This is a genomic window from Patescibacteria group bacterium, from assembly GCA_035549555.1.
Classification (GTDB): domain Bacteria; phylum Patescibacteriota; class Microgenomatia; order UBA8517; family UBA8517; genus Co84-156.
On sequence record DASZQR010000010.1, the window covers coordinates 48,513 to 71,581 of the forward strand.

30 protein-coding genes and 2 tRNA genes are annotated in these 23,069 nt (G+C 33.5%); 16 read left to right on the top strand and 16 right to left on the bottom strand.

The features are described from left to right. Positions 1–3 precede the first annotated feature (3 nt). Both VG895_00775 and VG895_00780 read left to right on the top strand, forming a co-directional pair. Positions 4–1,278 carry a pitrilysin family protein gene (locus tag VG895_00775; GenBank protein ID HWA51574.1) on the top strand — a complete coding sequence of 425 codons (1,275 nt, stop codon included), beginning with the start codon at positions 4–6 and terminating at the stop codon, positions 1,276–1,278. Continuing rightward, complete coding sequence (locus VG895_00780; protein HWA51575.1) at positions 1,275–1,784, top strand: nucleoside-diphosphate kinase; 510 nt, start codon at positions 1,275–1,277, stop codon at positions 1,782–1,784. The genes VG895_00775 and VG895_00780 overlap by 4 nt, the downstream gene beginning before the upstream one ends. A gap of 12 nt (positions 1,785–1,796) precedes the next feature. Here VG895_00780 and VG895_00785 read toward each other — a convergent pair. Together VG895_00785 and VG895_00790 are read right to left on the bottom strand one after the other, a co-directional pair. Then, positions 1,797–1,868: transfer RNA gene (locus VG895_00785), tRNA-Pro, on the bottom strand. After that, positions 1,869–2,261 (bottom strand): group I intron-associated PD-(D/E)XK endonuclease, encoded by a 393-nt coding sequence (locus VG895_00790; protein HWA51576.1) that lies wholly within the window; start codon positions 2,259–2,261, stop codon positions 1,869–1,871. Positions 2,262–2,450: 189 nt separating this feature from the next. On the opposite strand from VG895_00790, the gene rsmI reads away from it, so the two are divergent. Next, positions 2,451–3,131, top strand: a complete 681-nt coding sequence (rsmI, locus tag VG895_00795) for a 16S rRNA (cytidine(1402)-2'-O)-methyltransferase (GenBank protein HWA51577.1) — start codon at positions 2,451–2,453, stop codon at positions 3,129–3,131. 106 nt (positions 3,132–3,237) lie between these two features. Here the strand turns inward: rsmI and VG895_00800 are convergent, their stop codons facing one another. From VG895_00800 to VG895_00810, 3 genes are all read right to left on the bottom strand, one after another. Further along, a complete protein-coding gene (locus tag VG895_00800; protein ID HWA51578.1) occupies positions 3,238–4,341 on the bottom strand; it encodes a tRNA guanosine(34) transglycosylase Tgt in 1,104 nt (367 codons plus the stop codon). A gap of 5 nt (positions 4,342–4,346) precedes the next feature. Next, positions 4,347–4,418, bottom strand: a tRNA-Arg gene (locus VG895_00805). Between the two features lie 20 nt (positions 4,419–4,438). Then, the gene (locus tag VG895_00810; GenBank protein HWA51579.1) at positions 4,439–5,581 is read right to left on the bottom strand and encodes a PEGA domain-containing protein; all 1,143 of its coding nucleotides are present in this window, start codon (positions 5,579–5,581) and stop codon (positions 4,439–4,441) included. Positions 5,582–5,603: 22 nt separating this feature from the next. On the opposite strand from VG895_00810, the gene VG895_00815 reads away from it, so the two are divergent. Together VG895_00815 and VG895_00820 are read left to right on the top strand one after the other, a co-directional pair. Continuing rightward, complete coding sequence (locus tag VG895_00815) at positions 5,604–6,614, top strand: rod shape-determining protein (GenBank protein ID HWA51580.1); 1,011 nt, start codon at positions 5,604–5,606, stop codon at positions 6,612–6,614. A gap of 98 nt (positions 6,615–6,712) precedes the next feature. Further along, positions 6,713–7,453 carry a WecB/TagA/CpsF family glycosyltransferase gene (locus VG895_00820; protein HWA51581.1) on the top strand — a complete coding sequence of 247 codons (741 nt, stop codon included), beginning with the start codon at positions 6,713–6,715 and terminating at the stop codon, positions 7,451–7,453. On the opposite strand, the gene VG895_00825 is transcribed toward VG895_00820, so the two are convergent. Both VG895_00825 and VG895_00830 read right to left on the bottom strand, forming a co-directional pair. Continuing rightward, a complete protein-coding gene (locus tag VG895_00825) occupies positions 7,404–8,024 on the bottom strand; it encodes an HAD-IA family hydrolase (GenBank protein HWA51582.1) in 621 nt (206 codons plus the stop codon). The genes VG895_00820 and VG895_00825 overlap by 50 nt on opposite strands. 2 nt (positions 8,025–8,026) lie before the next feature. Beyond that, the gene (locus tag VG895_00830; GenBank protein HWA51583.1) at positions 8,027–8,467 is read right to left on the bottom strand and encodes an NUDIX hydrolase; all 441 of its coding nucleotides are present in this window, start codon (positions 8,465–8,467) and stop codon (positions 8,027–8,029) included. Between the two features lie 42 nt (positions 8,468–8,509). Between VG895_00830 and uppS the strand changes: the two genes are divergently transcribed. After that, positions 8,510–9,748 (top strand): polyprenyl diphosphate synthase, encoded by a 1,239-nt coding sequence (gene uppS, locus VG895_00835; protein ID HWA51584.1) that lies wholly within the window; start codon positions 8,510–8,512, stop codon positions 9,746–9,748. Between the two features lie 4 nt (positions 9,749–9,752). Here the strand turns inward: uppS and VG895_00840 are convergent, their stop codons facing one another. Further along, the gene (locus tag VG895_00840; protein HWA51585.1) at positions 9,753–10,589 is read right to left on the bottom strand and encodes an HTH domain-containing protein; all 837 of its coding nucleotides are present in this window, start codon (positions 10,587–10,589) and stop codon (positions 9,753–9,755) included. 277 nt (positions 10,590–10,866) lie between these two features. Then, entirely contained in the window at positions 10,867–11,541 is a 675-nt protein-coding gene (locus VG895_00845; GenBank protein HWA51586.1) for a VTT domain-containing protein, read from the bottom strand. Between the two features lie 101 nt (positions 11,542–11,642). Between VG895_00845 and VG895_00850 the strand changes: the two genes are divergently transcribed. The 7 genes from VG895_00850 to VG895_00880 are packed head-to-tail and all read left to right on the top strand — an operon-like array spanning position 11,643 to position 17,508. Further along, on the top strand, positions 11,643–11,858 hold the full coding sequence (locus tag VG895_00850) for a helix-turn-helix domain-containing protein (GenBank protein HWA51587.1): 216 nt from the start codon (positions 11,643–11,645) through the stop codon (positions 11,856–11,858). A 12-nt stretch (positions 11,859–11,870) separates the two neighbouring features. Beyond that, on the top strand, positions 11,871–12,680 hold the full coding sequence (locus VG895_00855) for a 7TM domain-containing protein (GenBank protein HWA51588.1): 810 nt from the start codon (positions 11,871–11,873) through the stop codon (positions 12,678–12,680). Next, entirely contained in the window at positions 12,680–13,972 is a 1,293-nt protein-coding gene (locus VG895_00860; protein ID HWA51589.1) for a sugar-transfer associated ATP-grasp domain-containing protein, read from the top strand. Before VG895_00855 ends, VG895_00860 begins: the two co-directional genes overlap by 1 nt. Beyond that, on the top strand, positions 13,969–14,838 hold the full coding sequence (locus tag VG895_00865; GenBank protein HWA51590.1) for a RimK family alpha-L-glutamate ligase: 870 nt from the start codon (positions 13,969–13,971) through the stop codon (positions 14,836–14,838). Before VG895_00860 ends, VG895_00865 begins: the two co-directional genes overlap by 4 nt. Before the next feature lie 3 nt (positions 14,839–14,841). After that, positions 14,842–15,720: an ATP-grasp domain-containing protein gene (locus VG895_00870; GenBank protein HWA51591.1), complete on the top strand. Its 879-nt coding sequence runs from the start codon at positions 14,842–14,844 to the stop codon at positions 15,718–15,720. Beyond that, positions 15,717–16,604 (top strand): hypothetical protein, encoded by an 888-nt coding sequence (locus tag VG895_00875; GenBank protein HWA51592.1) that lies wholly within the window; start codon positions 15,717–15,719, stop codon positions 16,602–16,604. The genes VG895_00870 and VG895_00875 overlap by 4 nt, the downstream gene beginning before the upstream one ends. A 4-nt stretch (positions 16,605–16,608) precedes the next feature. Continuing rightward, entirely contained in the window at positions 16,609–17,508 is a 900-nt protein-coding gene (locus tag VG895_00880) for a type 1 glutamine amidotransferase (GenBank protein ID HWA51593.1), read from the top strand. Positions 17,509–17,583: 75 nt separating this feature from the next. Here the strand turns inward: VG895_00880 and rplL are convergent, their stop codons facing one another. The 5 genes from rplL to rplK all read right to left on the bottom strand — a co-directional run bounded on the left by rplL (position 17,584) and on the right by rplK (position 20,585). Next, positions 17,584–17,973, bottom strand: a complete 390-nt coding sequence (rplL, locus tag VG895_00885) for a 50S ribosomal protein L7/L12 (GenBank protein HWA51594.1) — start codon at positions 17,971–17,973, stop codon at positions 17,584–17,586. 5 nt (positions 17,974–17,978) lie between these two features. Continuing rightward, complete coding sequence (gene rplJ / locus VG895_00890) at positions 17,979–18,494, bottom strand: 50S ribosomal protein L10 (protein ID HWA51595.1); 516 nt, start codon at positions 18,492–18,494, stop codon at positions 17,979–17,981. Positions 18,495–18,566: 72 nt separating this feature from the next. Next, on the bottom strand, positions 18,567–19,439 hold the full coding sequence (locus VG895_00895; GenBank protein HWA51596.1) for a hypothetical protein: 873 nt from the start codon (positions 19,437–19,439) through the stop codon (positions 18,567–18,569). Between the two features lies 1 nt (position 19,440). After that, complete coding sequence (locus VG895_00900; protein HWA51597.1) at positions 19,441–20,130, bottom strand: hypothetical protein; 690 nt, start codon at positions 20,128–20,130, stop codon at positions 19,441–19,443. A gap of 26 nt (positions 20,131–20,156) precedes the next feature. After that, on the bottom strand, positions 20,157–20,585 hold the full coding sequence (gene rplK / locus VG895_00905; protein ID HWA51598.1) for a 50S ribosomal protein L11: 429 nt from the start codon (positions 20,583–20,585) through the stop codon (positions 20,157–20,159). A gap of 77 nt (positions 20,586–20,662) precedes the next feature. Between rplK and VG895_00910 the strand changes: the two genes are divergently transcribed. Together VG895_00910 and VG895_00915 are read left to right on the top strand one after the other, a co-directional pair. Beyond that, positions 20,663–20,926: a hypothetical protein gene (locus VG895_00910; protein HWA51599.1), complete on the top strand. Its 264-nt coding sequence runs from the start codon at positions 20,663–20,665 to the stop codon at positions 20,924–20,926. Between the two features lie 54 nt (positions 20,927–20,980). Next, positions 20,981–21,556 (top strand): hypothetical protein, encoded by a 576-nt coding sequence (locus VG895_00915; protein HWA51600.1) that lies wholly within the window; start codon positions 20,981–20,983, stop codon positions 21,554–21,556. 10 nt (positions 21,557–21,566) lie between these two features. Here VG895_00915 and nusG read toward each other — a convergent pair whose 3' ends face one another. After that, complete coding sequence (nusG, locus tag VG895_00920; protein ID HWA51601.1) at positions 21,567–22,187, bottom strand: transcription termination/antitermination protein NusG; 621 nt, start codon at positions 22,185–22,187, stop codon at positions 21,567–21,569. 41 nt (positions 22,188–22,228) lie between these two features. Further along, positions 22,229–22,414, bottom strand: coding sequence for a preprotein translocase subunit SecE (gene secE, locus VG895_00925; protein ID HWA51602.1), 186 nt, complete (start codon positions 22,412–22,414; stop codon positions 22,229–22,231). Positions 22,415–22,449: 35 nt separating this feature from the next. On the opposite strand from secE, the gene VG895_00930 reads away from it, so the two are divergent. Beyond that, positions 22,450–23,067, top strand: a complete 618-nt coding sequence (locus VG895_00930; protein HWA51603.1) for a ribonuclease HII — start codon at positions 22,450–22,452, stop codon at positions 23,065–23,067. Positions 23,068–23,069: the final 2 nt, after the last annotated feature.

Here is a 23,069-nt window from a genome sequence, read left to right on the forward strand (position 1 = left end):
ATCATGAATTTTAATAAAACAACTTTACCATCAGGCCTTCGTGTTCTAACTATTCCTATGTCTGGAGCAGAATCAGTTACTGTTACTGTCTGGGCAAATGTCGGTAGCAGGTATGAAGAAGAGCAAGTTGCAGGAATTTCTCATTTTACAGAACACATTGTATTTAAAGGTAGCAAAAAGTATCCGACTACAAAAGATTTATCTTCGTTTGTAGATTCTTTTGGCGGGGAATTTAACGCAGGAACTACAAAAGAATGGACTAATTTCTACATTAAATCTTCTAAAAATCATCTGGAAAAAGCATTTGACGTTTTATCTGATATGATTTTAAATCCTTTGATAGACAAAGATGAACTTGAAAAAGAAAAAGGAGTAATTTTAGAAGAGAAAGCAATGTACGAAGACACTCCCACTTCAGATATTGGTGATGTATTTGAAGAACTTATTTTTCAAGGAAACCCTCTTGGGAGAAACATAGTAGGTACTGAAAAAGCGATTAAAAATATTACAAGAAATGATTTTATTGAGTTTAGAAAGAAATATTACTTTCCTGAAAACCTACTTATTACAGTTGCAGGCGGAGTAACAGAAAAAGAAGCGATAGATTTAGTAAATAAATATTTTATTAATCTTCCAGAAAACGAACCAAAAGAAAATTTTCCAAAATTTGTTGCGAAACAAAATGAGCCCTGGGTTAAATTAAAATATAAAAAAATCGAGCAGGCTCATTTAATTTTGGGCTTCCGAGGTTTCAAATTAGGAGATCAAACCCGTTTTGCTGAAAATATTTTGGCAACTATTTTAGGTAAAGGAATGTCTTCCAGATTATTTATTGAAGTAAGAGAAAAAAGAGGACTAGCTTATTCTGTTCATACAAGCGCAGATCATTTAATTGATACTGGTTATTTCTCAACTTATGTCGGTGTGGATCCAAAAAATGCAGAGGAAGCCATTAAAATCATTTTAGAAGAGCACTATGCAATAAAAGATAAAGTTAAGTTAATTGAAGTTTCAGAGTTTCAAAAAGCGAAAGAATACCTCAAAGGCCATATTGCTTTAAGTCTTGAAGATACAAGTGCAGTTAATCAATTCTTTGGCGAAAAAGAATTATTAATCGAATCTCCTCAGACTCCAGAAGAAATCTTTGAAAGTCTAGATAAAGTAACCATAGATCAGGTTTATGATGTTGCAAAGCAAATTTTCTTAAAACAGAACTTGAATTTAAGCATAATTGGGCCATATAATGGTCAAGATAAGTTCAAAAAAATACTTGTATGATAGAGCAAACGTTAATTATTTTTAAGCCTCATGCAGTTCAACGTGGAGTTGTTGGAGAAATTTTAAGTAGATTCGAAAAAGTAGGACTGAAAATTGTAGCAGCTAAAATGGTTTTCCCTTCAGAAGAACATTATCATACTCATTATGAAGAAATAGGAAAAATGATCACAAGGCGTGGCGAACAAACTTTTAAAGTTGCTTTGGAAATGATGCAACAAGGTCCAGTGATTGCCATGGTACTTGAAGGAGTAGAAGCAGTTTCACAAGTTCGTAAAATGGTAGGAGCAACAGAACCAAAGTCGGCAAACCCAGGAACTATAAGAGGCGATTATGCTCATATGAGTTTCGCTTATGCAGATAAAAAGAATTCTGACGTATACAATTTAATTCATGCCTCGGGCGATCCAGAAGAAGCTAAAAAAGAAATTGCTCATTGGTTTTCAAAGTCAGAAATTTTTGATTATCCAACAGTCCACGAAGTCTTCACTCAAGCAAAGAAGAAATAATTTCATCATCAGTCGGGGTGCCCAGATTTGAACTGGGAACCTCTCGCACCCGAAGCGAGCGCTCTACCATTGAGCCACACCCCGTTAAATTTCAAACTCCTCTGCAAAATGCATAGATTTAGTTTTTTTACCTTTCGGCTTATCAACTCTAATCCAAAACTCTCTTGTTGTCTTAATTATATGTAATGGTATCAAATAAAACTTATTAGATAATGGATTATACAAACCCATGGCATCAACTTCACGATTGAAATATTGAAAATTAGGCTTTTTAGGTCTATATAACTCTACTCTCAAGACTCCCTTTACTGGAACTCTGTATTTTACTTGTATTCTGATAAACTTTCCATTTTTTTCAATTACTAAATCGTAACTTGAATTATGGTTAATAGGATTAAGAACAGTAAAACCCTTTTCAATTAGGTGATAAGTAAAAGCTAATTCACCAAGAATACCTTTATAATGTGTTGAGTACATATCTCTACGTTTATTACCGGGCAATCAATTATATTAATATAATTTAAGCTAAATCAAGATACTAAATCTGCTTTAAAACAAAAAACTTTCCATATTAAGACTCATAGTATTAGTTGCACACATAATTATCCACAAAATCTGTGTACACAAATCCACATCTCATAGTAATATATATAGTATAATATTCTCATGTTAGGAAATTTGTATCTGGTTGCAACGCCAATAGGAAATCTTGAAGACATTACTTTCCGTGCAATTAAAACGCTCAAAGAAGTTGACTTAATTCTTTGTGAAGATACCCGTGTTACTCAAAAGCTTTTAGATCATTTTGATATACAAAATAATACTTTGAGTTATCACCAGCAAAGTAATCCTGCAAAAATGCATGAAATTTTTAAACTTCTTCAGGAAGGTAAAAATTTAGCTCTTGTTACAGATGCAGGTACGCCGGGTATTTCAGATCCTGGAAATGAACTAATTAATTTTCTAAATCAATTCAATATTAAGACTATATCTATTCCAGGAGCTTCAAGTTTAACCTCAGCTTTATCAATTTCAGGTTTTAATATAAGCACTTTTATGTTTATTGGCTTCTGGCCCAAGAAAAAAGCTCATAAAACTATAGAAAAAATAAAATCGCTAGATTGCCCGGTTGTTTTCTTTGAATCTCCATTTCGCATTTCAAAAACATTAAATTTACTTATAACTGAATTTGGAGAAGACAAAAGAATATTTATAGGTCAGGAATTAACTAAAATGCACGAGAGGACTTTAAGAACAAGTTTACTAAACGCCAAGCTTGAGCTCGAAAAAGAACAAAAAGAATTGGGTAGGGTGAAAGGTGAATTGGTTTGCATTCTTGAAGGCTAATATGCGATTTATCGAAGAATTATTTTCAAAATTTGATAAGCTTGTTGAAGAGTCTGATCAATTGTAAAATTCTATCGTGATTTAGAAATTCCAGGGAATATTTATATTAAAAACTGGGATCACTATCTTCTCTTAAATCAACCAATTTTTCCATCAAAATAGAATAAAACCTCAAATTATGAATTGTCGCTAGTCTCCCTGCAGTCATTTCGTTATTTCGAAATAAATGAGCAAGGTAAGCTCGAGAGTAATTAGTACATAGCAAACAATCGCAGGCAGTGCTAACGGCTCTTGTGTCATGATAATATTTCTCTTTATCAGGCACAAAATATGAATAAAAGTCTGGCAGAATCACATCGATATTGCTAAGCTTTTCACTGTTATAAACATAAAGTCTTTTATGTCTGGCATCTCGAGTAGGGAGTACACAGTCAAAAATATTAAATCCCATTTTATATAAATTAACTATTTCGTGTGGTTTGCCAACTCCAAGTCCATACAAAAAATAATTGTCAGGTGCATTTTCTGCAATAGTTTTTGGAGTTTCATAATCAAATTCTCCAGTCTCTGTAATCGGCCAGCCTCCATATCCAAGCCCATCAAATCCAATTTTTACAAGTTCTTGGGTGCAATATTTACGAAGATCTTGGTAAAATCCACCCTGAACAACTCCAAGCAAATATGGCTTCTGTTTCATGTTTTTTGTTAACTTATCAAAATGAGCTCTACATCTTTTTGCCCAGTATAAAGTTCTTTCAACAGTCTCTTCTGCTTCTTTGTGCGTTGCAGTAGGTAGCGTGAAGTCATCCAGGACCACGACCATATCTGTTTTTAAAGCTAATTGAAATTCAATTGAATCCTCAGGGGTAAGTGTTACTTTAGGTTCTCCTGCAGGCTTAAAAGTCACGCCACTGTCTGTAATTTTCCCTCCCAGTGTTTTTGCAAGGCTCATCACTTGAAATCCTCCTGAGTCAGAAATCACTGCGCCGTGGAAATTCATAAAGCCTCTTATTCCTTTGTGTTCTTTAATTACCGATTTTCCAAGATCTTTATACAAATGATATGTATTCACTAATATACCTTTTGTTTTAGTTTGTTCGATATCAACGCTGTCTAAAGTTTTAAGAACTGCGCGCGTTGCATCAGGAAAAAATACAGGTAGGGGAATCCTTTCCCCAGTTAAAGTTTTAAAATATTTTGGTTTAGACATATGAGTGTCCTCGCCGAGAATCGAACTTGGATCAAAGGTTTAGGAAACCTCTATTCTATCCATTGAACTACGAGGACTTGGAAGTATTATACAATTTTCACCTCAAGTTAAGCGAATAAAGATTAGGAGTTCCGTTTGTTGCTCCCAAATTAGTTAATATAAAAACTCTGTTAGTGTTTGGAGTCGGGAATGCATTTGGATACACATAACTTCCTCCATAAACGGTTTGTTTATTTGTATTGTCATAATCTTCAATCACGAGTTTATCTTTCTCTGGGATTATTAAATTGCGGCTGGACGCAAACCAATATATAGGCCCTGTCACATCAGTTATTTCAAAATTACGATCTTCTTTCAAATCATAGACATAAATATGATTTTTAACTAAACTTCTGGTTTGTTTTTGGGTTGAGCTTCCTGGAAGCGGAGGAACTAATCCGTCAGGAATTATTGCGCTACTTGTTGCCGTATATAAAACTTTTGTCTGGTCGGGCGAGAATAAAACATTACTTGTATCATTTGTAAAAATTCCTTGAAGTCCATCTGGAAGTTTTGAAATTAAAGATTGCAATTGTTTATCCTGTGTTGTCTGCCATTCAGCTTTTGTCTTCGCTAGTGTGGCAGTTAGATCAACTAATTGGCTAACAGTAGTTGTACTTGATATGTTTAGTAAGTAATTTGATGTCTTTGTCTTCACTAAGATCTGTCTTGAATCAGGAGACCAGGACCATGTTGTATTTGCATCAGGTACTAAATCTGTGATTTCTGTTGGTGCACTATTAAATCCAAGCGGCAAATTAATTGTTTCTACAACCCAAATTCCAGTTGCGTCTCCATAAACAATCTTCGAATAGTCAGGAGAAATTACAGGATTAATTGCTCCTGCAAACGTAATTGGATTAAGAGAAACCGCCTGAGGGAATAAAGAAGCATCAACTTCAGTCACAATTCCGTTTTGGATCTGAATTTGTTTATTCCAGTCAAGATAACCTTCCTTTTTAATATCGACGCTATAACTTCCAGGAGAAAGTGTAATCGTGGCATTGGTTGCAGAATTTAGTTTTCCGTCAATTAAAATCTGAGCTCCGTTTGGATCAGAATTAGCAACCAATAAACCGTTTGCAACTAATTTATTATCTTTATTTAATCTATAACCGTTTGCGTAAAGAATAAGTGCATATCCGGCAAATCCAACAACAAAAATCGTCAAAAGAAGTATGAGTATACGAATCTTAGTCATAAGAGTATTATATAATGTTTCAATGGCTTTACGAAAGAGAATAGCAATCGATTTAGGAACTGCAAATACTTTAGTTTGGACTCCTGAAGCGGGAATAATCACAAACGAACCAACGGTTGTTGCAGTAACTACTGATTCTAATAAAGTTGTTGCAGTTGGTATTGAAGCAAAAAAAATGCTCGGTCGCACTCCTGAAAACTTAACCGCAGTCCGCCCTATGGCAGCAGGTGTTATTGCAGATTATAGTTTAACCAAATCAATGCTGGAATTTTTTATAAATAAAACTGCTGGTCGTGTTTTACTTTTTAAGCCGGATGTTATGCTTTGCGTTCCAGCAGGCTGTACCCAAGTCGAGCGCCGCGCGGCGCTTGATGCTGCAATGGGCGCAGGAGCAGGGCATGCATATTTAATTGATGAACCGTTAGCTGCAGCTATCGGTGCAGGCATTCCCGTTTCAGCTCCGTCAGGCCACATGATACTTGATATGGGAGGAGGAGCTGCAGAGGCTGCTGTTATTGCATTAGGTGGAACTGTGATTCACAAATCAGTCCGAGTTGCTGGAAATAAAATTGATGAAGCAATTCAATCTTTTCTCAAGAAAAAATATAATTTAATTGTTGGAGACCAAACAGCAGAAGATATAAAAATTAAAATAGGTTCTGCAACTCCTCTTGTGAAAGAAGAACGAATGGAAATCTCCGGCCGAGATTTAGTTTTTGGTCTTCCTCGAAGTGTTGTAGTGACTTCAGTAGATATCACAGAAGCAATTCAGCCTGCACTAAACCAAATCATTGGAGCTGTAAAAGGAGTATTGGAAGACACTCCTCCTGAGCTTGCAGCTGATATTATTGATAAAGGTATTGTTATGAGCGGGGGAACTGCGCTTCTTCGCAACTTCGATAAGCTCCTTACCCAGGAAACTGGGGTTCCAGCGCATGTTGCAGAAGATGCATTATTCTGTGTTGTTAAGGGAACTGGGATTGTTTTGGAGAATATAGAGCTTTGGAGAAGGAATATAGTAACTAAAAGATAATATCAAGATTTTGTTTATAGTTTGTGCATAAATAGTAAAAAGCGAACGTAAATTACGAGCAATATTTATACACAAAATGTTATAATTACAACATCACTATGAAAAACACTAAAACTTATAGTAAATTTACCAAAATATTAGGAATAAAGGTGAATAGCAATCAAAAAAACGAATTGCTGGAAGAAATATCATTAAAATTAAAATCTAAATCCAAATTCACCATTTTTACTCCTAACCCGGAAATAATCTTGGAAGCTTGCAACGATTTAAAGCTCAAAGAAATTTTGAACAAGTCTGATTTCAATCTTCCTGATGGAAATGGTTTAAAAATTGCAGACCCAAAGCTGGAGATTATAAAAGGTAGAGAATTTATGCTTGATCTTTTCAAATTAGGAAATGATAAAAAACTAAAAATTTACTTGTTGGGATCAACAAAAGATGTGAATACTAAAAGTTTAAATAAAATTAAAAAAGAATTTCCAAACATAAAAGCAAAAGGGGAAAGTAATATTTCTGTTACAAAAGGTAATATTAATTTACCTTTTGATATATTAAAAAACATAAATTTATTTAAACCAGATATATTGTTTGTTGCCTTAGGTGCTCCAAAACAAGAGTACTTGATCAATAAATATAGAAATGAAATTAATGCAAAATGTTTTATGGCAATAGGCGGAAGTCTCGATTATTTTAGCGGACAAGTCAGGCAAGTGCCAGATTTTTTTACTAAATTTAGCCTCGAATGGTTATGGAGATTGATCCAGGAGCCGAAGCGCGCAGGAAGAATTTTTAATGCAGTAATTGTTTTTCCGTTGAAAGTAATTCTTTCGGATAGCTAATCAAGAAGTTTGGAGCGTATTCGCGAAGCAATTTCTTACTCTCAAAACCCCAGGAAACTGAAATACAATTTAAATTTATATCATGCGCAGCTTTAATATCTCGAATTTCATCTCCTATATAAACAGTTTCACTAGCCTTTAAATCATATTTTTGCATTGCAGATTTAATTTTTTTGGATTTATCAAACAGGGAAGTGGAAGAGTAAATAAATTTAAAATATGAGGCCAAATTATTATTTTTTAAGAATCTTTCAATGTTTTTTGATGAATTTGAACTAACTATTCCAAGATTATTTTTTTCAGACAGCTTCTTCAAAACCTCAGGCAAGCCTTCATAACTTTTCATTTCATTTATGTGTTTTGATAATTCCTGTCTACCTTTTAAAACATAAAGTAATACCTGCAACTTATTAAAATGGTATTCATTAATTAATGCTTCGATACCTTTTGTTCTAAAATTTTCTTTAGTTATTTGTGGCCTATTTAACTTTTTTGCGTATGCGTTTAATATGCCAATTGTAATATCTAGCGAATCACAAATTGTCCCATCAAAATCAAAAATGAAGTTCATAACTATTTTACAGTATATATTTTAAATAAATTGTTTTTCGAAGGTTTTTGTTCGAATGAAAGTAAAATTGGTTCTTTTAAAAACTCTTTTCTAAACTCATATTTATTTTTCAATAAATCTTGTTTACTTGCCCAAATGTATTCAGATACCTCTTCTTTCTGTAGATTTATTTTGGATAAATCTTTGGCTTTAGCTAAATAAAAAACATATAAATAATCTTTTGCATGATAGTTAAAATATCCAACTTGTATAATTCCTAAAAGTTCCACATCTAGATTTGTTTCTTCTTTAGCTTCACGAATAGCTGTTTCTTCTGTTGTTTCGTTTGCTTCACCGTGTCCAGCTGGTGGACCCCATTTATCATTTTGATCGCCGCCGCCTACGTTTTTTAAGAGTAAAACCTTATTATTTTTAAATATGGCAACACCAGCTAAAAGTTGCATTTTAAAATTATAACATGGACATGCTGTGATATAATTATTTCCATGCCCAAGAAGATGGCTGATTCAAGAATCAATCTCCCAAAAGGAACTTTAGTTCCAAACCACATTGCCATTGTTCCAGACGGCAATCGTCGCTGGGCTCGCGCTCGGGGATTGTACACTCTTGAAGGTCATAAAAAAGGTTTTGATACTGTTTTAAAGCTTGCTCGAGCTTCGCGCCAGCTGGGAGTTCACACTTTTACTATTTGGGGTTTTTCAACAGAAAATTGGGATCGCACTCCAAAAGAAATTGCTTATTTAATGAAGCTTTATGAAAGATTGATAGACCAATATTTAAAAGAAGCAATGGAGGAAGACGTTAGAATAATTCATTTAGGAAGAAAAGACCGTTTACCAAAGCCTTTAGTTAAAAAAATAGTGCAGGCGGAAGAAATAACCAAAGATAACAAAACTTTTATTGGCAATATAGCTCTTGATCATGGAGGATATGATGACATTATTCGTGCAACCCAAAATATGATTAAAGATAATCTCAAACCTGAAGATATATCTAAAGAAACATTTGAAAAATACTTAGATACAAAAGGACAGCCCTATCCTTACGTTGATCTATTAATTAGAACTTCAGGAGAACAAAGAACAAGCGGTTTGCTTTTGTGGCAATCCGCATATGCAGAAACTTATTGGGAAGCAGATCATTTGCCAGACTTTACTCCAGAAAAACTTCGCGATGCAATTTTAGATTATTCAAGGCGTCGAAGAAGGTTTGGGGGGAACGATAAAGAAGATCATTTAAGATTTCGTCCTGAAGTTGCAGCCAAATTCGAAATCAATTGGTGGAGATTAAAAAATATTCCAGAAGGAAAAAAGTTTAGTGAATATGCTTATGAACATATTAAAGAACAATTTGGATTATCAACTAAGCTTGCAAAAGAAGCAGCAATTTACATGATCGGAGCAGTTGCAGAAGGAGATCAAAAAGATTGGAAAAAGGCAGGAATTAAATTAGCAAAATTCTATAAACTCATAAAAGATGAAGTCAAATTAGCTTTTGAGCCAACAATTGTTGCATCTCTTGAAATAAAATCCTGGCAGAATAAAGCAGATGAAGAAGCACAAACTGATTTATTGGCAGAAACATATCGCATTTCGGAATTTCAGGCCAAAAAAGCTGCACATCTGCGTGTATTAGCTGAAAACCAAAGACAAGTCGGCAACTGGGATCTTGCCCAAGAATATTTAGTTAAATATTATAAGGCACTCAAAGACCGCGTTGCATAAACTGCTAAGCTTTCGTATAAAAAACACCTCTTCCTTTTCCATGAGCCAAAAGAAGTCCCAATTTATATAATCTTGCCATATCGCGCGAAGCCGTAACTTGTGAGATTTTGAAGATTTTTTGTATCTCTTTATTCCTCAATCTTTTATTTGGCTCTTCGAAAAGTTCCAGTATTTTCTGCTGTCTTACACTTAGCCTCCAAAAGTCATGAAAACTATTAATGTTATCGGTCATCTTTTTAGTTTCGTCATATTTTTTCTCTAAAGATTTCATTAAAGCATATGCAAAATATTCCAAAAATGCAGTCCTGTTGTTTTGTGACATTCTCAGAAATTTTCTGTATGTGACTAGATCTGCATTGTAAAAATCCTCTATATTAACTAAACCGCGTATGTCATAACCGTATTTATAAAGCATGAAATAAGACATCATTCTTGCCACTTTCTCGCTGACATCCCCAAAAGGGTTAAGATTAATAATTTCAGCTTGTATGAGTGCTGCCTGAATAACCGGATGATCGTTTGAACTTTCAAAATACTTTAAAAATTCATTTAGCTTCTTTTCTGTGAATTCTATCATGCCCGATGTTGGACCGAATCTTTTTTCGGAAACAAGTTCGTATACTTTTTTAACGGTGACAATATCAATATTTTTTGCAGTTACATACCAATTTTGTTTTATATAATCAAATATCTCTTTGTCGCCTCGAGCTTCTGCGGTTTTCCATCTAAGAATTATTTCATCGTTTACTGGCAGGGGATAAATAAGTATTTTAACGCGCAAATCATGAATTGTTTTTAAATAACCTTTTAAATTGTCAGTTATTGCATAAGACAATATCATTAATTAATTATTATCTTTACTTTTTTCTCTGTCAAATACAAAAAAGTCATTTTTGATAAGATTAAGATAAGATTATTTATACCCTTGACAAACAAAATTAAATATAATCATACTGTTATATGAGGGGAAAAAGAAAGGCTGCTCTACCGGTATAAAGACATAACGCGAAAAAGTTCCTGTATCTGGAAAACTTGATACAAGAGGCAAATTTATCTTTGCTTAAAGAAAAATATAATATACGTCAGATGTATTTAGTTTATTCCAGATATAAGGAAAATTATTTTTTACGTCTTAACACCCAGAGAGTTGTAAGCATTCCAACTCCTCCTAGTAGTATTACAAACAAAAATACGTAAGAGATTCTAAATCTAGATGTTTGTAACGCATTTCCTATAAAAGTAAAAAGTATTACTTCTGGGATGCAACCGAGTAGAGTAGCAATTAGAAAACTCTTGAAGTTCATTTCAGTGAGCCCAGCTAAAAAACTCACCATATTAAATGGTGCACCAATTGTTGCCCGCAATGTCAGAACTGCCACGGAGCCGTTTTTGTTAATATATTTTTTATAAGACGTGAAAATCTTGTTATCCAAAATTTTTCTAAAAAACTTTCTTCCTAAAATTCTCGCTAAATAAAAGGCAATTGAAGAAGAAATAATTTGTGCCAAATAATTAATAATCATTCCGGGAATAAAACCAAAAATCAGTCCGCAAACAATTTCCACAAGCGGTACTGGTATGGGAAGGGGAGGAACAAGTGTACTAATTAGAACTAAAACAATAATTGCCACTGCAGAAAAGCTTCCATAAGATTTGATATTATTTTGCAACTCTCGCAATTCTCTTCGATTAAACACATGATGCCTGTTCAAATACCAAATAGAAATAGTTGTGAATATTAAAATAGCCACAATAATAATTGCTTTCTTGTGTTTTTGTAAAAATTGCAACATAAATTGATTGTAACAATTAAATTTGCCCATTGACAGTCCTTGCACTCCTTAGTTATAGTCTGATTAACTAAGATAATACTTAGGCAGGGAATACTATAAAAATGGATCAAACTACAAAGAAGAAAATCAAGTTAGAAGACCTTCCAGATCTTTTAACAGTAAGAGAAGTTGCAGATCTACTAAGAGTTTCAGTTTTAACCATCAAAAGATGGGGAAAACGCGGCAAATTAACACCAATCCGAATAAATTCTCGCGGTGATCGTCGCTATAAAAAAGAAGCAGTCCTCTGGATGCTAGGAATGACAAATAAAGAATAGTATAATATATGCATGAAGAATTTCCTGCTAATTCTTGTTGCAGCAACTTTTCTTGGTTTCCTTTTGGGCCTTTTTGTTTTTGATTTTCCTGCAATTCAATCCTTTCAATCGCAAAATGTTAATCTTGATTCCGTTCTAAAAAGTCAGCAGCTTGGTAATGTTTGGCTTAATCCAATTAAATATGTAATTCACGGCGCTGTTGTAAGCGGAGTTTCGGCAAAAACAGTTTCTCTTCTTCTATTATTAACTGTTGTCACCGCTTTTATTGCTGGTGTTAGACATCTTCTTGGAGTTCGTTCCTTTGGAATTTTCTTACCAGCAGCTTTATCGGTTGTGTTCGTAACTATTGGCCCTCTTTTTGGAATTGGTTTATTTTTATTAATAATTGGTATCGCAAGTATTGTTCGTTTTGCTCTTCGCAAATTAAAAATTCATCTTCAGTATCTTCCTCGTATGTCTTTTATTCTATGGGGAGTTGTTGTTTGTGTGCTTCTTGTTTTATTTTTAGCTCCAGTTTTTGGAGGCATTGATTTTGAGAATATCTCCGTTTTGCCTCTTTTTATTTTGATTTTGCTTGCAGAAGATTTTATAAGAGTTCAGCTTGGAAAGTCAGTCAAAACAGCTATCAATTTAACTACAGAAACTTTGATTTTGGCTTTTGTAAGTTTTTTAATTTTATCTTTTGCCCCTTTTGAAAGATTTGCAATTCTAAATCCGGAAATTCTTCTTGTAGGTGTTGCAATTTTTGATTTTATTTTAGGAAAATATGTCGGTCTTCGTTTTATAGAATTCTGGAGATTTAGAAAATTAATCAGAAGCTAATGAAAGTCTCATCAATTTTAGGGCTAAATGCCCGTTCTCAATTATATTTAACTCCGCTTAATTCACCAAAAGCGAGAAGAATTGCTGACTCAAAACTGCAAATGGCAAAGACTCTTAAAAAAGCAGATATTCCGACCCCGGATGTTTACAAAAAATTTCGTGATGCAAAGGAAGTTTTTGATTTCGATTGGAAAACTCTTCCAGATAGTTTTGCATTAAAGCCCAGCCGCGGCTTTGGAGGTGAGGGAATTATTGTTGTTAAAAAAAGAATAAAGCCAGACGTTTGGCTTACAACTCAGCGTGAAGAAATTACAGATGCGGATTTAAAACTTCATACGCTTGATATTTTAGAGGGCGCATATAGTTTAAAAAACGAGCCTGATGTTGCTTTTGTTCAGGAATATGTCGGAAGAAATAAAAGTTTCAGAAGATTTTCATATCGCGGAACTCCTGATATTCGCGTAATTGTCTTTAATAAAATTCCTGTAATGGCAATGCTCCGTCTTCCCACAAAAGAGTCTGGGGGTCATGCAAATCTTCACCAAGGAGCAATTGGAGTAGGAGTTGATATAGCAACAGGAATTACTACAAAAGCAATTTGGCATGGAGAATTAATAAAATTTAAACCGGAAACAAATCACAAGCTTCACGGAATAAAAATTCCCGACTGGACAAAAGTTTTGGAAATAGCTGTAAAAACTGCAATTGTTTCAGGATTAGGCTTTGCAGGAGTTGATATGGTTATTGATCCTGAAAAAGGCCCAATGGTTTTGGAATTAAACGCCCGGCCTGGTCTTCAAATTCAGTTAGCCAATATGGCAGGCCTCAAAAAAAGATTAGATAGAGTAGAAGATTTGGATGTTCGCGACGAAAAGCATGGTGTAAATATAGCCAAAGCTCTTTTTGCTGAAAGGTTTGCAGATCGCGTTGCCGCAAAAGATGGTATTTTAACGATTGGGGCGTCTGAGGAAATTAAAGTAAGAGATGCAAATGGCCACTGGATTAAAGTTTTAGCGAAAGTAGATACTGGAGCATGGAGTAGTTCAATTGACAGAGAATTTGCCAAAAAATTAGGACTTTTAGAGAAAGAAAAAATCTTATTTTATCGAAGAAAATTAAGTGCTTTAGGAGAAAACAATTGGCCTGTTATTAATGTATCATTAAGATTGGCAGGAAAAAGAATAAAAACAACAATGGGGGTTTCCGATCGCAGCAAATTGACTTTTAAAGTTTTAATTGGTAGAACAGATCTGCAGGGCTTTTTAGTAAAACCATGGATTGAAAAAAGATGAAAATAACTTTAATTACATCAGCGGCAAGTTTGGATGAAGTAAGAAGGATCAAAGAAGAATCGCTTGCTCTTGGTCACGAATTTAAATTAATCGATTTTAGTTCTTTCAAATTTTTTAAAAAAGGTCACGAATTTTCCTTTAGTCCGGAAATTCCGGATTCAGATCTTGTAATTATTCGCGGGCTATTCTCTACAATGAAATCTCTTGAATCTTTAAAAGACTATCTTGGCTATAGAAGAGCAAAAATATTTGACAATAATCTTTTTGCTCAAAAATACTCAATGAATAAGTCATATGATATTTTGAAATTAATACTTCATAAAATTCCTGTCCCAGACACATTCAGTACTCGCGAATACAAAGATTTATATAGATTGGGTGATAAATTGGGTTTTCCGCTTGTTATGAAATCCTCAAGAGCTGGCAAAGGTGGAAAGGTGTGGCTTGTAAAAGACAATAGCGAATTTGTAAATTTTATAAATAAATTTGACCGCGAAAATTATCCTGCAAAAAATATTCTTGTTCAAGGTTTTATTGACTATAAATACGATTTAAGAATTTTAGTAATTGGAGAAAAAATGTATTGTATGAGAAGAATTCCAAGAGCAGGGGATTTTAGAGCAAACTTTTCCTTGGGCGGCTCTGTTGAGCTGTTCCCTCTAACTCCTGAATTAAAGAAACTAGCAAAAGATGCAATGGATGCAATTGGCCTTGAAGTAGCGGGAGTTGATGTATTAATAGATAAAGACAATAAAAACTATATTTTGGAGGTCAATCACACTCCTGGGATGGTTGGAATGGAAAAGGCAACTGGAGAAAATATAACCAAAATATATTTAAATTATGCAATTAAAAACGCCCGCTAACTTATGAAAATTCTAATTGTAGGTTTAATTAAAGGAAGTCAAATAACTAGATTTCAGGAAGAAGCACAAAAATTAGGCCATCAAGTAACAGGATGTCATTCAAAAGATTTAATTATAGAAACTAACGGTGAAGTTTTTAATCCTACAATAAACGGCAAATCTCTTTCTGATTTTGATTTGATTTATCTTTGTGCCGGAGTCGAGTCGAAAATGCGCCTCGAGTGGTTCGTTGCATGCCAGTTTTTATTAAAAAACACCAAAACAAAAATTGTAAACAGTGTTGTTGCAAATCCAAATTTTAATTATTATCCGATCCAGAGTTGGTTTTACTTAAAACAGTTTGAAAATAAAATTCGCTCTCCAAAAACATATTCAATTTATTCGGAAGAAAATCTTGAATTAATGTTAAAAAACTTTAAATTACCTGCAATCATGAAAATTTCTGAGATGCATCAAGGAAAAGGTGTGTTTTTAATAAATAATTTTCAGGAAGGAAAAGATATTATGATCAAAAATCCAATGAAGACATATCTACTTCGTGAATTTATTCCAAATGACGGTGATGTGAGAATTTTTACAGTTGGTTTTAAAGCTGTTGCTGCAATGAAAAGAAAGTCTGCGGAAGGCGATTTCAGAAATAATATTTCCCAAGGGGCAACTGGAGAAATATTTGATTTAGAAAAAAATAAAGAAATCAAAGAAATTGCCCAAAAAGCTGCAAAAATAACAGGAATTGAAATTGCAGGAGTTGATATTATGATAGGCATTGACGGTAAGCCTTATTTATTAGAAGTAAATGTAGGCCCGCAATTTAAAGGATTGGAAAAATATACAAATAAAAATATCGCTTCAGAAATTATTAAATATTTTGTCAGTTTATGAAAAAAATATTGATTTTGGTTAATAAAATAACTTCAAGACATAATCAAATTACCGATTACTTAAATAAAAATTCAAATAACAAATTTATTTTAAAAAAATTATCAGAAATATCAATATCGATAATAGATTCAAAAATCGAATGTTTTGTTGGAGATTTAAACTTGTTGGAATTTGATCTTGTCTATTTTCGTCAAACCCGAAATTATATTCCACTGGCAGGATCAATTGCCACTTTTTGTTTAAAAAATAATATTCCTTTTATCGATAAAACATTTGAAAAAGTAGGCGCCTCCAAAGATAAACTAAACAATCTTCTTCTAATTGCATATGGGAATATTCCAGTTCCTAATACTTTTTATTTTTCCAGAGAAGAAATAATTAATTCAAAAGATGAAATTATGAAATCTTTTGCTTTTCCAATTTATGCTAAAAATTTATGGAGCCAAAAAAGAAATGGACTTTTTATAATTAACGAAATTGCAGACTTCGAAAAACTTCTTAAAAAAGATGAAAGTAACGGATTTTTATTCCAGGAAAAAGTTGAAATAGATAAGGAATATCGAATTGTTGTAATGGGAAATGAAGTTGTTGGAATTCATGAAGAATCTACTAGAAAAATTATTGAAAACAAAATTTCAGTAAACGATGAAGAATCTTCTGCTGGTTGGATAGATAAAAATAATATTTCTAAAGAATTAATAAATTATTCTATACAAGGAACAAAATCTGTCGATTTAAACATTTCTGGAGTCGATATTTGTATTGATAAAAAAGGAAAAGTTTATGTTTTTGAAATAAATAGAGGACCAGGATTAACTCTTGACCCCAGTATCTCTCCTGAATTACCAGAATTAGAAAAATATCTCAATTCTTTGATAAAATAGGAGTATGCCAGAGAAACTAGAAGATAAAGAAATTGTAAGGCCAGCAAATGTACTTATTGTCAATTTTAATGTTGATCAAACTCCGTATGTGAGCATTGCGGGAGGATTATTTGATACTCCTAGACAAAATGGTGAAACCTACACGGAATATAAAAAACGAATACTCGAAAATGCTTCTCTAAAAGTTATTGATTTAATAAAACACCCTGATGATAAAGATAAATCAGTTACCAAAGCCAATTTATTACTTCCTTTCGAAAGATTGAATAATTATCAGGCAGTTATTATTACAGGAAGTCAGTTAATCGCTCGCCCAAGCGTCATCGATCACGAAAATCCCCAAACAAGAGAGATTAAGAAAGGAGTTCTTATAAAAGACTGGAGAAAGGAATTTTATCAATTTGTATATGCTATCCGCGATGCTCGTATTCCATTGCTTGGAATTTGCTTCGGTGCAGAAGGAATTGTCGAAGCTTTAGGTGGTCAACTTAAAGATTTAAAAACACAAAAGGGTAGTAATTTCTGGGAAATAGGTTGGAGTTATGTAAAACGCTATACAGGAAGCAGAGAAGATCCTGTCTTAAGAGGCTTGCCTGAAGAGTTTCTTGTGCCTCAAGATCACGAAATGACTATCACTAAATTACCTGAAGGCGGTGAAGTTCTGCTTGAAAACGAAAGAGGAGTTCAAGGATTTAAACTTGGAAAAATCTATGGATTCCAATTTCATCCAGAAAAAAGCAGGGAACAAATGATGAATTATTTAGACAAAGACGATGTTAGACAAAGATTGGAAAAGAAAAATAAAAAAATAGATGATATTAAAGCTTTAGGGGAAACATACAACGATGAAGCAAAAATAATTCTATCAAACTTTCTTCGTTTTGCATGGCAAAATGCTCAATAACCATTAAAAATCCCTCAATTTCTTGAGGGATTTTCTAAGTTCTACCGCAGTCTTCTGCGCGCAGAATTAAAATTCTTATTTTAATTCTACAGTTGCTCCAGCTGCTTTTAATTTATCAGCTGCGCCTTTAGCATCTTCTGCTTTAGCGTCTTTAAGTACTTCTGCTGGAACTGTGTCAGTCATTGCTTTTGCTTCTTGTAATCCAAGGTTTGGATTAATTTCTCGAAGTGCTTTGATGACAGCTATTTTATTTGCTCCTGCATTTGTCATAACAACTGTTTGGCTTGCTCCTGCTGCGCTTGTCTCTGCATCTGCTGATGCGGCTCCTGCTGCTGGGGCTGCCATTGCCATAGGAGTAACTCCAAGTTTCTCCTGCAATGCTTTGTTTAGTTCTGAAAGTTCCAAAACTGTAAGTTCTGCAATTTCATCAACTATTTTTGTTACTTTGTTTTTTTCTTCTGCCATTTAAATCACCCCACCTTCGCTGTTAGTGTTCCGATTAATTCCTGAACACTCGCTTGCAAATTAGAAATAAGCATATACATTGGGCTTGCGATATTGCCAACAACTTGTCCTTTAAGAGCTTCTTTGCCTGGAAGTTTGGAAATTGCTTCCATTCCAGCTTTGTCCTGAAAAGCTCCATCTAAAATTCCAGCCTTAAATTTAAGAGCTTCATTATCTTTTGCAAAGTTTCCAATTGCTTGAATAGGGGAAACTGCATCTTCTTTTCCAAAAACTACTGCAGTTTGTCCGCTTAAAATTTCATCAGTTATTATATCTTCTGGAAGTTTTGCATCCTTTGCTGCAAGTTTAATTAAAGTATTTTTAGCAACAATCATGCGTGCTTTTGCCTCTTTAAGTTTTTTCTTGAGATCCTGCTGGGCAACAATATTCATGCCAGTGAAATCAACTAATGAAATAGAAGAAGCATCCTTGAAGTCTTTGGATAGCTCGTTTATTAATGTTGATTTATCTTGTTTTAACATATACCTCGACACGACTTAAATTGAACCATTCAACTGCGTGTTGTCTTTGGTAATTGATAGTATATCAGATTTTTAAAAAAGAACAAATCTCTTTTTCTTTTTAGGTTTATCTGTTTCAACTTCAGATATTCTTGGCTCTAGTTCTTCTTTTCTACCCAATATTTCAAGAGAGTCATTGGCTAAATTAAGTCTATTTGTAGCTTCATCCACAGATATATTAGCTTCATTTATTTGTGCTTGTTTTACTTTGGTCAATTTATCTAAGACAGTTTGTAAATCAATTGCCACATCAAACTTTTGAGCAAGACTAAAATTTATAGGCAATCTACTATTTCTTAATTCCCAACTATTTTTAAAAACCAGCCCCATCTCATCTTCGGTCAATTGATCAAGAGTTCCAGGTTTTCCTTCGCCTAAATTGCCATTTATTTTGTCAAAATAATCGTTAAGTATTCTAAGATTATCTATGTCAAGAGATTTATTATTCTCGCTAGGTGTTGGAGCCAAAGCATAAATTTTATCTATGTCAGAATAAGCAGAATTTAAAGGAATTTCTATGGAAAATATTGTATCTTGAGCACTTTTAATTACTTTATCAAAGCTGAAAGATAAATATCCAAAGCCCTGAGTTGTTGCGGCTAAATATCTAATATTTATATTTCCGTTTTCAACATTTATAAATGGAAAATTAATAACTATTGCTGCGGCTGAGAGAGAATCATTGAATAAATACATTATTTTTTCATCTAAACCTCTATCTATTTCTTGAAATCCATAAATAATATGCCACATTTTTTGTCGCAGTAAATCTTTTTTTACTTCACTTTCATGTTGTAAACTAAGTCGATTTTGTTCTGCAGAAGTATTTTGCGCTAGAAAATTATTTATTTTTAATAATTCGCCTTCATCATTAACCAATCTTCGTGAGTTTGGTTCTGGAGTCATCTTAAATCTGTACTTTCAAGCTTGGGCTCATTGTAGATTTCATGAATACACGGACAATTTGTTTGCGGTTTACCGCATCAAGTATCACATCAGCATTTTCTACTAATTCTTTTTCATTTTGTGATACTTTTCCAAAGCTTGTATGAATTAAAGGTGCTTCTTTTTCAGTCTTTATAGTTTTTGAATTTCCTGAGAAATTCTTTGCATCAGCTGTACTTTTTATTAAAGTTCCGTTTTTAGGATTTGGCATCATTCCTTTTGGCCCTAAAATTCTTGCATATTTAACAAGTTTTGGCATCATGTCAGCTGTTGCAAGAAGCACATCAAAATCGACTTTTCCTGCATCAAGTTTTTTAAGAGTTGCATCATCTGCAACTTCAACCTTTTTCTCTTTTCCAGAAGAATGGGGGAGATTTGCATTCACATTAAGGCCAATTTTTTTGACAATCATATGTAATTCAAGAGTTTGGTCAAATTTAGCTCCATCTTTGTTTTCCTTAAAGAATTTTATAGCTTCAGCTAGAGTGTAATTTTTATTGTGGTCAATTTTAGCTTTAGTTTCTTGATAATTTTTTCCGCGAACCTTTGCAACAATTTCGCGCTTTGTCTTTTTAGCTTCTGGAGCAGCTTGAGCTGCTTCCATTTCTTTTGCTTTTTCAGCTTTGCTTTTCATTATTTGTTTGTTTGCCATAAATTCTTATTTAGTTATTTTTTGTTTTAAAGTTCAGTTTTAATTCCCATGCTTCTTGCAGTGCCTGCAACAATTTTTGTTGCTGCTGCAAGATCATCAGTATTTAAGTCTACTAGTTTGTCTTTTGCAATTTCTTCAGCCTGTTGTTTGGTGAGTGTTGCAACAATTTCTTTTCCTGGGTTATGTGATGCTTTTTCAATTCCAAGTTTTTTACGAATCATATCGCTTACTGGTGCCATTTTGATAATAAAATCAAAAGTGCGGTCTTCATAAATTGTAATAACTGCAGGAACTGTATTTCCTTTCATTGAAGCAGTTTTATCGTTGTATTGCTTCACAAAGTCCATAATAGAGACTCCGTGTTGTCCAAGCGCTGTTCCAACTGGTGGTGCAGGTGTTGCTGCTCCAGCTTGAAGATTAATTTTAACTACTGTCTTTATTTTCTTTCCTGCCATTTTGATTAGACCTTTCGTCTCCCACTTTTTTAAGGTGGTAAGCAATTATATTAGAAAAAGACTATAATATCAACCATATGAATGAAAACAGTGAAGTTTGTACCAATCCTGATCTTCCAGACATTATTTTATGCCCATTTGATATGACTGGTGAATGTATAATGGCAAAATATATTGAAAATCAATGCATAAACGGATCAGCTGACGGAGAATGGACAAAAGCTGCTTGGGACAGACTTCAAACAGATCTTAATTTAAGAAATGCAGGAGTCTGTTTAGACTATGTATCTTATTTGAAAGCACTTAAGAAAAGTGTTCCAAAATTTAAACAAACAGAATAATTTTATAAAAAATCTCAGCTTGCAAATAAAATAGTTTGAATATAGTATTAGTTCATGGCTGACCAGAAAGATCTAGATATTAATCTAGAAATGGGACCAGGAGTCACACCGTTACTTGGAACATTGCGACAGGACCTGCGAGGTAAAGGCCCCGGAGTATTAGTAGATAGAAGCCGCGAAGCATTGGAAAATATTAACCCGGAAGATTTCGAAATAATGAGGTTAAATGAATATTCTGGAATCCTTAGAGTTCAAGGTAATGCGAGAAACATACCTACTCCGGACAATTCATGCTCAAGTATTTTAGCAGTAAACGTCATGGGACATATTAAAAAAAGGTTCGCTGGCGCTTCGGACCATCCTCAGATAGACGAAATAGGCAAAAGTTTTTATGAGAAAGCAAAATCAGGAGGAAATGTAATAATCGTAGAAACTTATACACCAGACGTATCACCAAAAATAAAAGTTATAGATGAATTCAAAAAATTAGGATTTGAATTAAGTGAAGAATACGAAAACGGAGAAATAAAACATATTTTTAAAGAAGAATCTCAAAAACATCCTTTTGTTAAGGCTACTCTGGCTGGAACAACAACAGGAAAATACGCACTGGTTTTTAAAAAGCCTTAGCTTTAATATTTTATACTTTCACAACCTGAAGAAAATCTAGTTCAACTGGAGTTTCTCTTCCAAAAATAGAAACCAAAACTTTGACGCGTCCTTTATCCTCATCAACTTCATTAACTGTTCCCAAAAATCCTGTAAAAGGTCCATCTGTAATTTTTACAGCATCGCTAATTGCAAGTTTTGTTTTAAATCTTGGAGCTGGACTACTGACGAATTTTTGAATGTTTGCAACTTCTGTAGCTGAAATTGGTGTTGGTTTATTATCCACTCCAACGAATCCTGTAATTCCAGGAGTTGTACGAATAGCAAGCCATACTTCATCATCTAAAATCATTTTTACAAGAAGATATCCAGGAAAAATTTTTTCTTTGACAGTTGCCTTTTTTCCGCCTCGTACAACAACTTTGTCTTGAGTTGGGACAAGAAGTTCAAAAACTTTTCCGTTTAATCCCAAAGTTGTAACTCTTTGTCTCAAAGTCTCAGAGACTCGTGCTTCATGTCCTGATTGTGTGTGAACCACATACCATTTGGCATTTTCGTTATCTGTTTGTTCAATAACAATATGTCCAGGAATTTTCTTTGCACCAACGCCGCGTTCATCAACGCCTGCATTTGTATTTTGTGTATTATCCATAAAATTTATTTGTTTATAATGTAATCATCACAAGCAAATTCTTATTTGCTTAATATTAATCCAATTAATTTTGTAAATCCTGCATCAAGTCCGCTTAAGTATAATCCCACAATAATTGATATTAAGACAACAAGTAAAGTTAATCTAACAACATCACTTATTTTGGGCCAGGTAACTAAACCTAATTCGCTTTTTACTTCAAGCAAGTACTTAATTGGGTTAATCACAAGCAATTATATCAAATGTGCTAATATTTTTCAAAATGCCAGATTTCTCATACGAAAATAAGCTTTGGAAAAAGGGAATTAATGTTATTGCAGGCCTTGATGAAGTTGGTCGCGGTAGTCTAGCTGGTCCGGTTGTAACTGCTTTTGTAAGTTTCAATAAAAATACAAAAATGAATATTTTAATTAATGATAGTAAAAAAATGTCTGCAAAAAATAGAGAATTAGCCAATAATTGGATAAAACGAAATGCCATAAATTATGGTATAGGAAAGGCAAGTGTTGCTGAAATTAATAGACACGGTATTGTAAAAGCAACTAACATGGCTTTTCGCCGTGCTTTAAAAAATTCTCATACAAAAGTTGACTACCTATTAATAGATGCATTTTATATCCCAAACATTCGTGGATTAAGGCGCACTAAACAACTTCCGATAATAAAAGGCGATAGTAAATCGTATTCAATTGCCGCAGCTTCAATTATTGCCAAAGTTTATCGTGATGAACTGATGACAAAACTATCTCAAAATAAAAAATATAGTAGTTATTGTTGGCATAAAAATAAAGGCTACGGAACTAAAGAACATAGAGATGCGATTGCAAAATATGGCTTAACTAATTATCATCGCAAACTATTTACTAGAAAAATAGTATAATC

Bases quoted from the DNA above. Each gene is read 5' to 3' on its own strand.
- VG895_00865 (HWA51590.1), top strand. From the start codon at position 13,969: ATGAAAATAACTTTAATTACATCAGCGGCAAGTTTGGATGAAGTAAGA.
- rplK (HWA51598.1), bottom strand. From the start codon at position 20,585: ATGGCAGGAAAGAAAATAAAGACAGTAGTTAAAATTAATCTTCAAGCT.
- VG895_00800 (HWA51578.1), bottom strand. From the start codon at position 4,341: ATGTCTAAACCAAAATATTTTAAAACTTTAACTGGGGAAAGGATTCCC.
- VG895_00790 (HWA51576.1), bottom strand. From the start codon at position 2,261: ATGTACTCAACACATTATAAAGGTATTCTTGGTGAATTAGCTTTTACT.
- VG895_00820 (HWA51581.1), top strand. From the start codon at position 6,713: ATGAAAAACACTAAAACTTATAGTAAATTTACCAAAATATTAGGAATA.
- VG895_00880 (HWA51593.1), top strand. From the start codon at position 16,609: ATGCCAGAGAAACTAGAAGATAAAGAAATTGTAAGGCCAGCAAATGTA.
- nusG (HWA51601.1), bottom strand. From the start codon at position 22,187: ATGGATAATACACAAAATACAAATGCAGGCGTTGATGAACGCGGCGTT.
- VG895_00815 (HWA51580.1), top strand. From the start codon at position 5,604: ATGGCTTTACGAAAGAGAATAGCAATCGATTTAGGAACTGCAAATACT.
- VG895_00855 (HWA51588.1), top strand. From the start codon at position 11,871: ATGAAGAATTTCCTGCTAATTCTTGTTGCAGCAACTTTTCTTGGTTTC.
- VG895_00825 (HWA51582.1), bottom strand. From the start codon at position 8,024: ATGAACTTCATTTTTGATTTTGATGGGACAATTTGTGATTCGCTAGAT.
- VG895_00875 (HWA51592.1), top strand. From the start codon at position 15,717: ATGAAAAAAATATTGATTTTGGTTAATAAAATAACTTCAAGACATAAT.
- VG895_00870 (HWA51591.1), top strand. From the start codon at position 14,842: ATGAAAATTCTAATTGTAGGTTTAATTAAAGGAAGTCAAATAACTAGA.
- rplL (HWA51594.1), bottom strand. From the start codon at position 17,973: ATGGCAGAAGAAAAAAACAAAGTAACAAAAATAGTTGATGAAATTGCA.
- VG895_00850 (HWA51587.1), top strand. From the start codon at position 11,643: ATGGATCAAACTACAAAGAAGAAAATCAAGTTAGAAGACCTTCCAGAT.
- VG895_00830 (HWA51583.1), bottom strand. From the start codon at position 8,467: ATGCAACTTTTAGCTGGTGTTGCCATATTTAAAAATAATAAGGTTTTA.
- uppS (HWA51584.1), top strand. From the start codon at position 8,510: ATGCCCAAGAAGATGGCTGATTCAAGAATCAATCTCCCAAAAGGAACT.
- VG895_00910 (HWA51599.1), top strand. From the start codon at position 20,663: ATGAATGAAAACAGTGAAGTTTGTACCAATCCTGATCTTCCAGACATT.
- VG895_00900 (HWA51597.1), bottom strand. From the start codon at position 20,130: ATGGCAAACAAACAAATAATGAAAAGCAAAGCTGAAAAAGCAAAAGAA.
- VG895_00775 (HWA51574.1), top strand. From the start codon at position 4: ATGAATTTTAATAAAACAACTTTACCATCAGGCCTTCGTGTTCTAACT.
- VG895_00895 (HWA51596.1), bottom strand. From the start codon at position 19,439: ATGACTCCAGAACCAAACTCACGAAGATTGGTTAATGATGAAGGCGAA.
- VG895_00780 (HWA51575.1), top strand. From the start codon at position 1,275: ATGATAGAGCAAACGTTAATTATTTTTAAGCCTCATGCAGTTCAACGT.
- VG895_00915 (HWA51600.1), top strand. From the start codon at position 20,981: ATGGCTGACCAGAAAGATCTAGATATTAATCTAGAAATGGGACCAGGA.
- VG895_00930 (HWA51603.1), top strand. From the start codon at position 22,450: ATGCCAGATTTCTCATACGAAAATAAGCTTTGGAAAAAGGGAATTAAT.
- VG895_00840 (HWA51585.1), bottom strand. From the start codon at position 10,589: ATGATATTGTCTTATGCAATAACTGACAATTTAAAAGGTTATTTAAAA.
- VG895_00845 (HWA51586.1), bottom strand. From the start codon at position 11,541: ATGTTGCAATTTTTACAAAAACACAAGAAAGCAATTATTATTGTGGCT.
- VG895_00810 (HWA51579.1), bottom strand. From the start codon at position 5,581: ATGACTAAGATTCGTATACTCATACTTCTTTTGACGATTTTTGTTGTT.
- rplJ (HWA51595.1), bottom strand. From the start codon at position 18,494: ATGTTAAAACAAGATAAATCAACATTAATAAACGAGCTATCCAAAGAC.
- rsmI (HWA51577.1), top strand. From the start codon at position 2,451: ATGTTAGGAAATTTGTATCTGGTTGCAACGCCAATAGGAAATCTTGAA.
- VG895_00860 (HWA51589.1), top strand. From the start codon at position 12,680: ATGAAAGTCTCATCAATTTTAGGGCTAAATGCCCGTTCTCAATTATAT.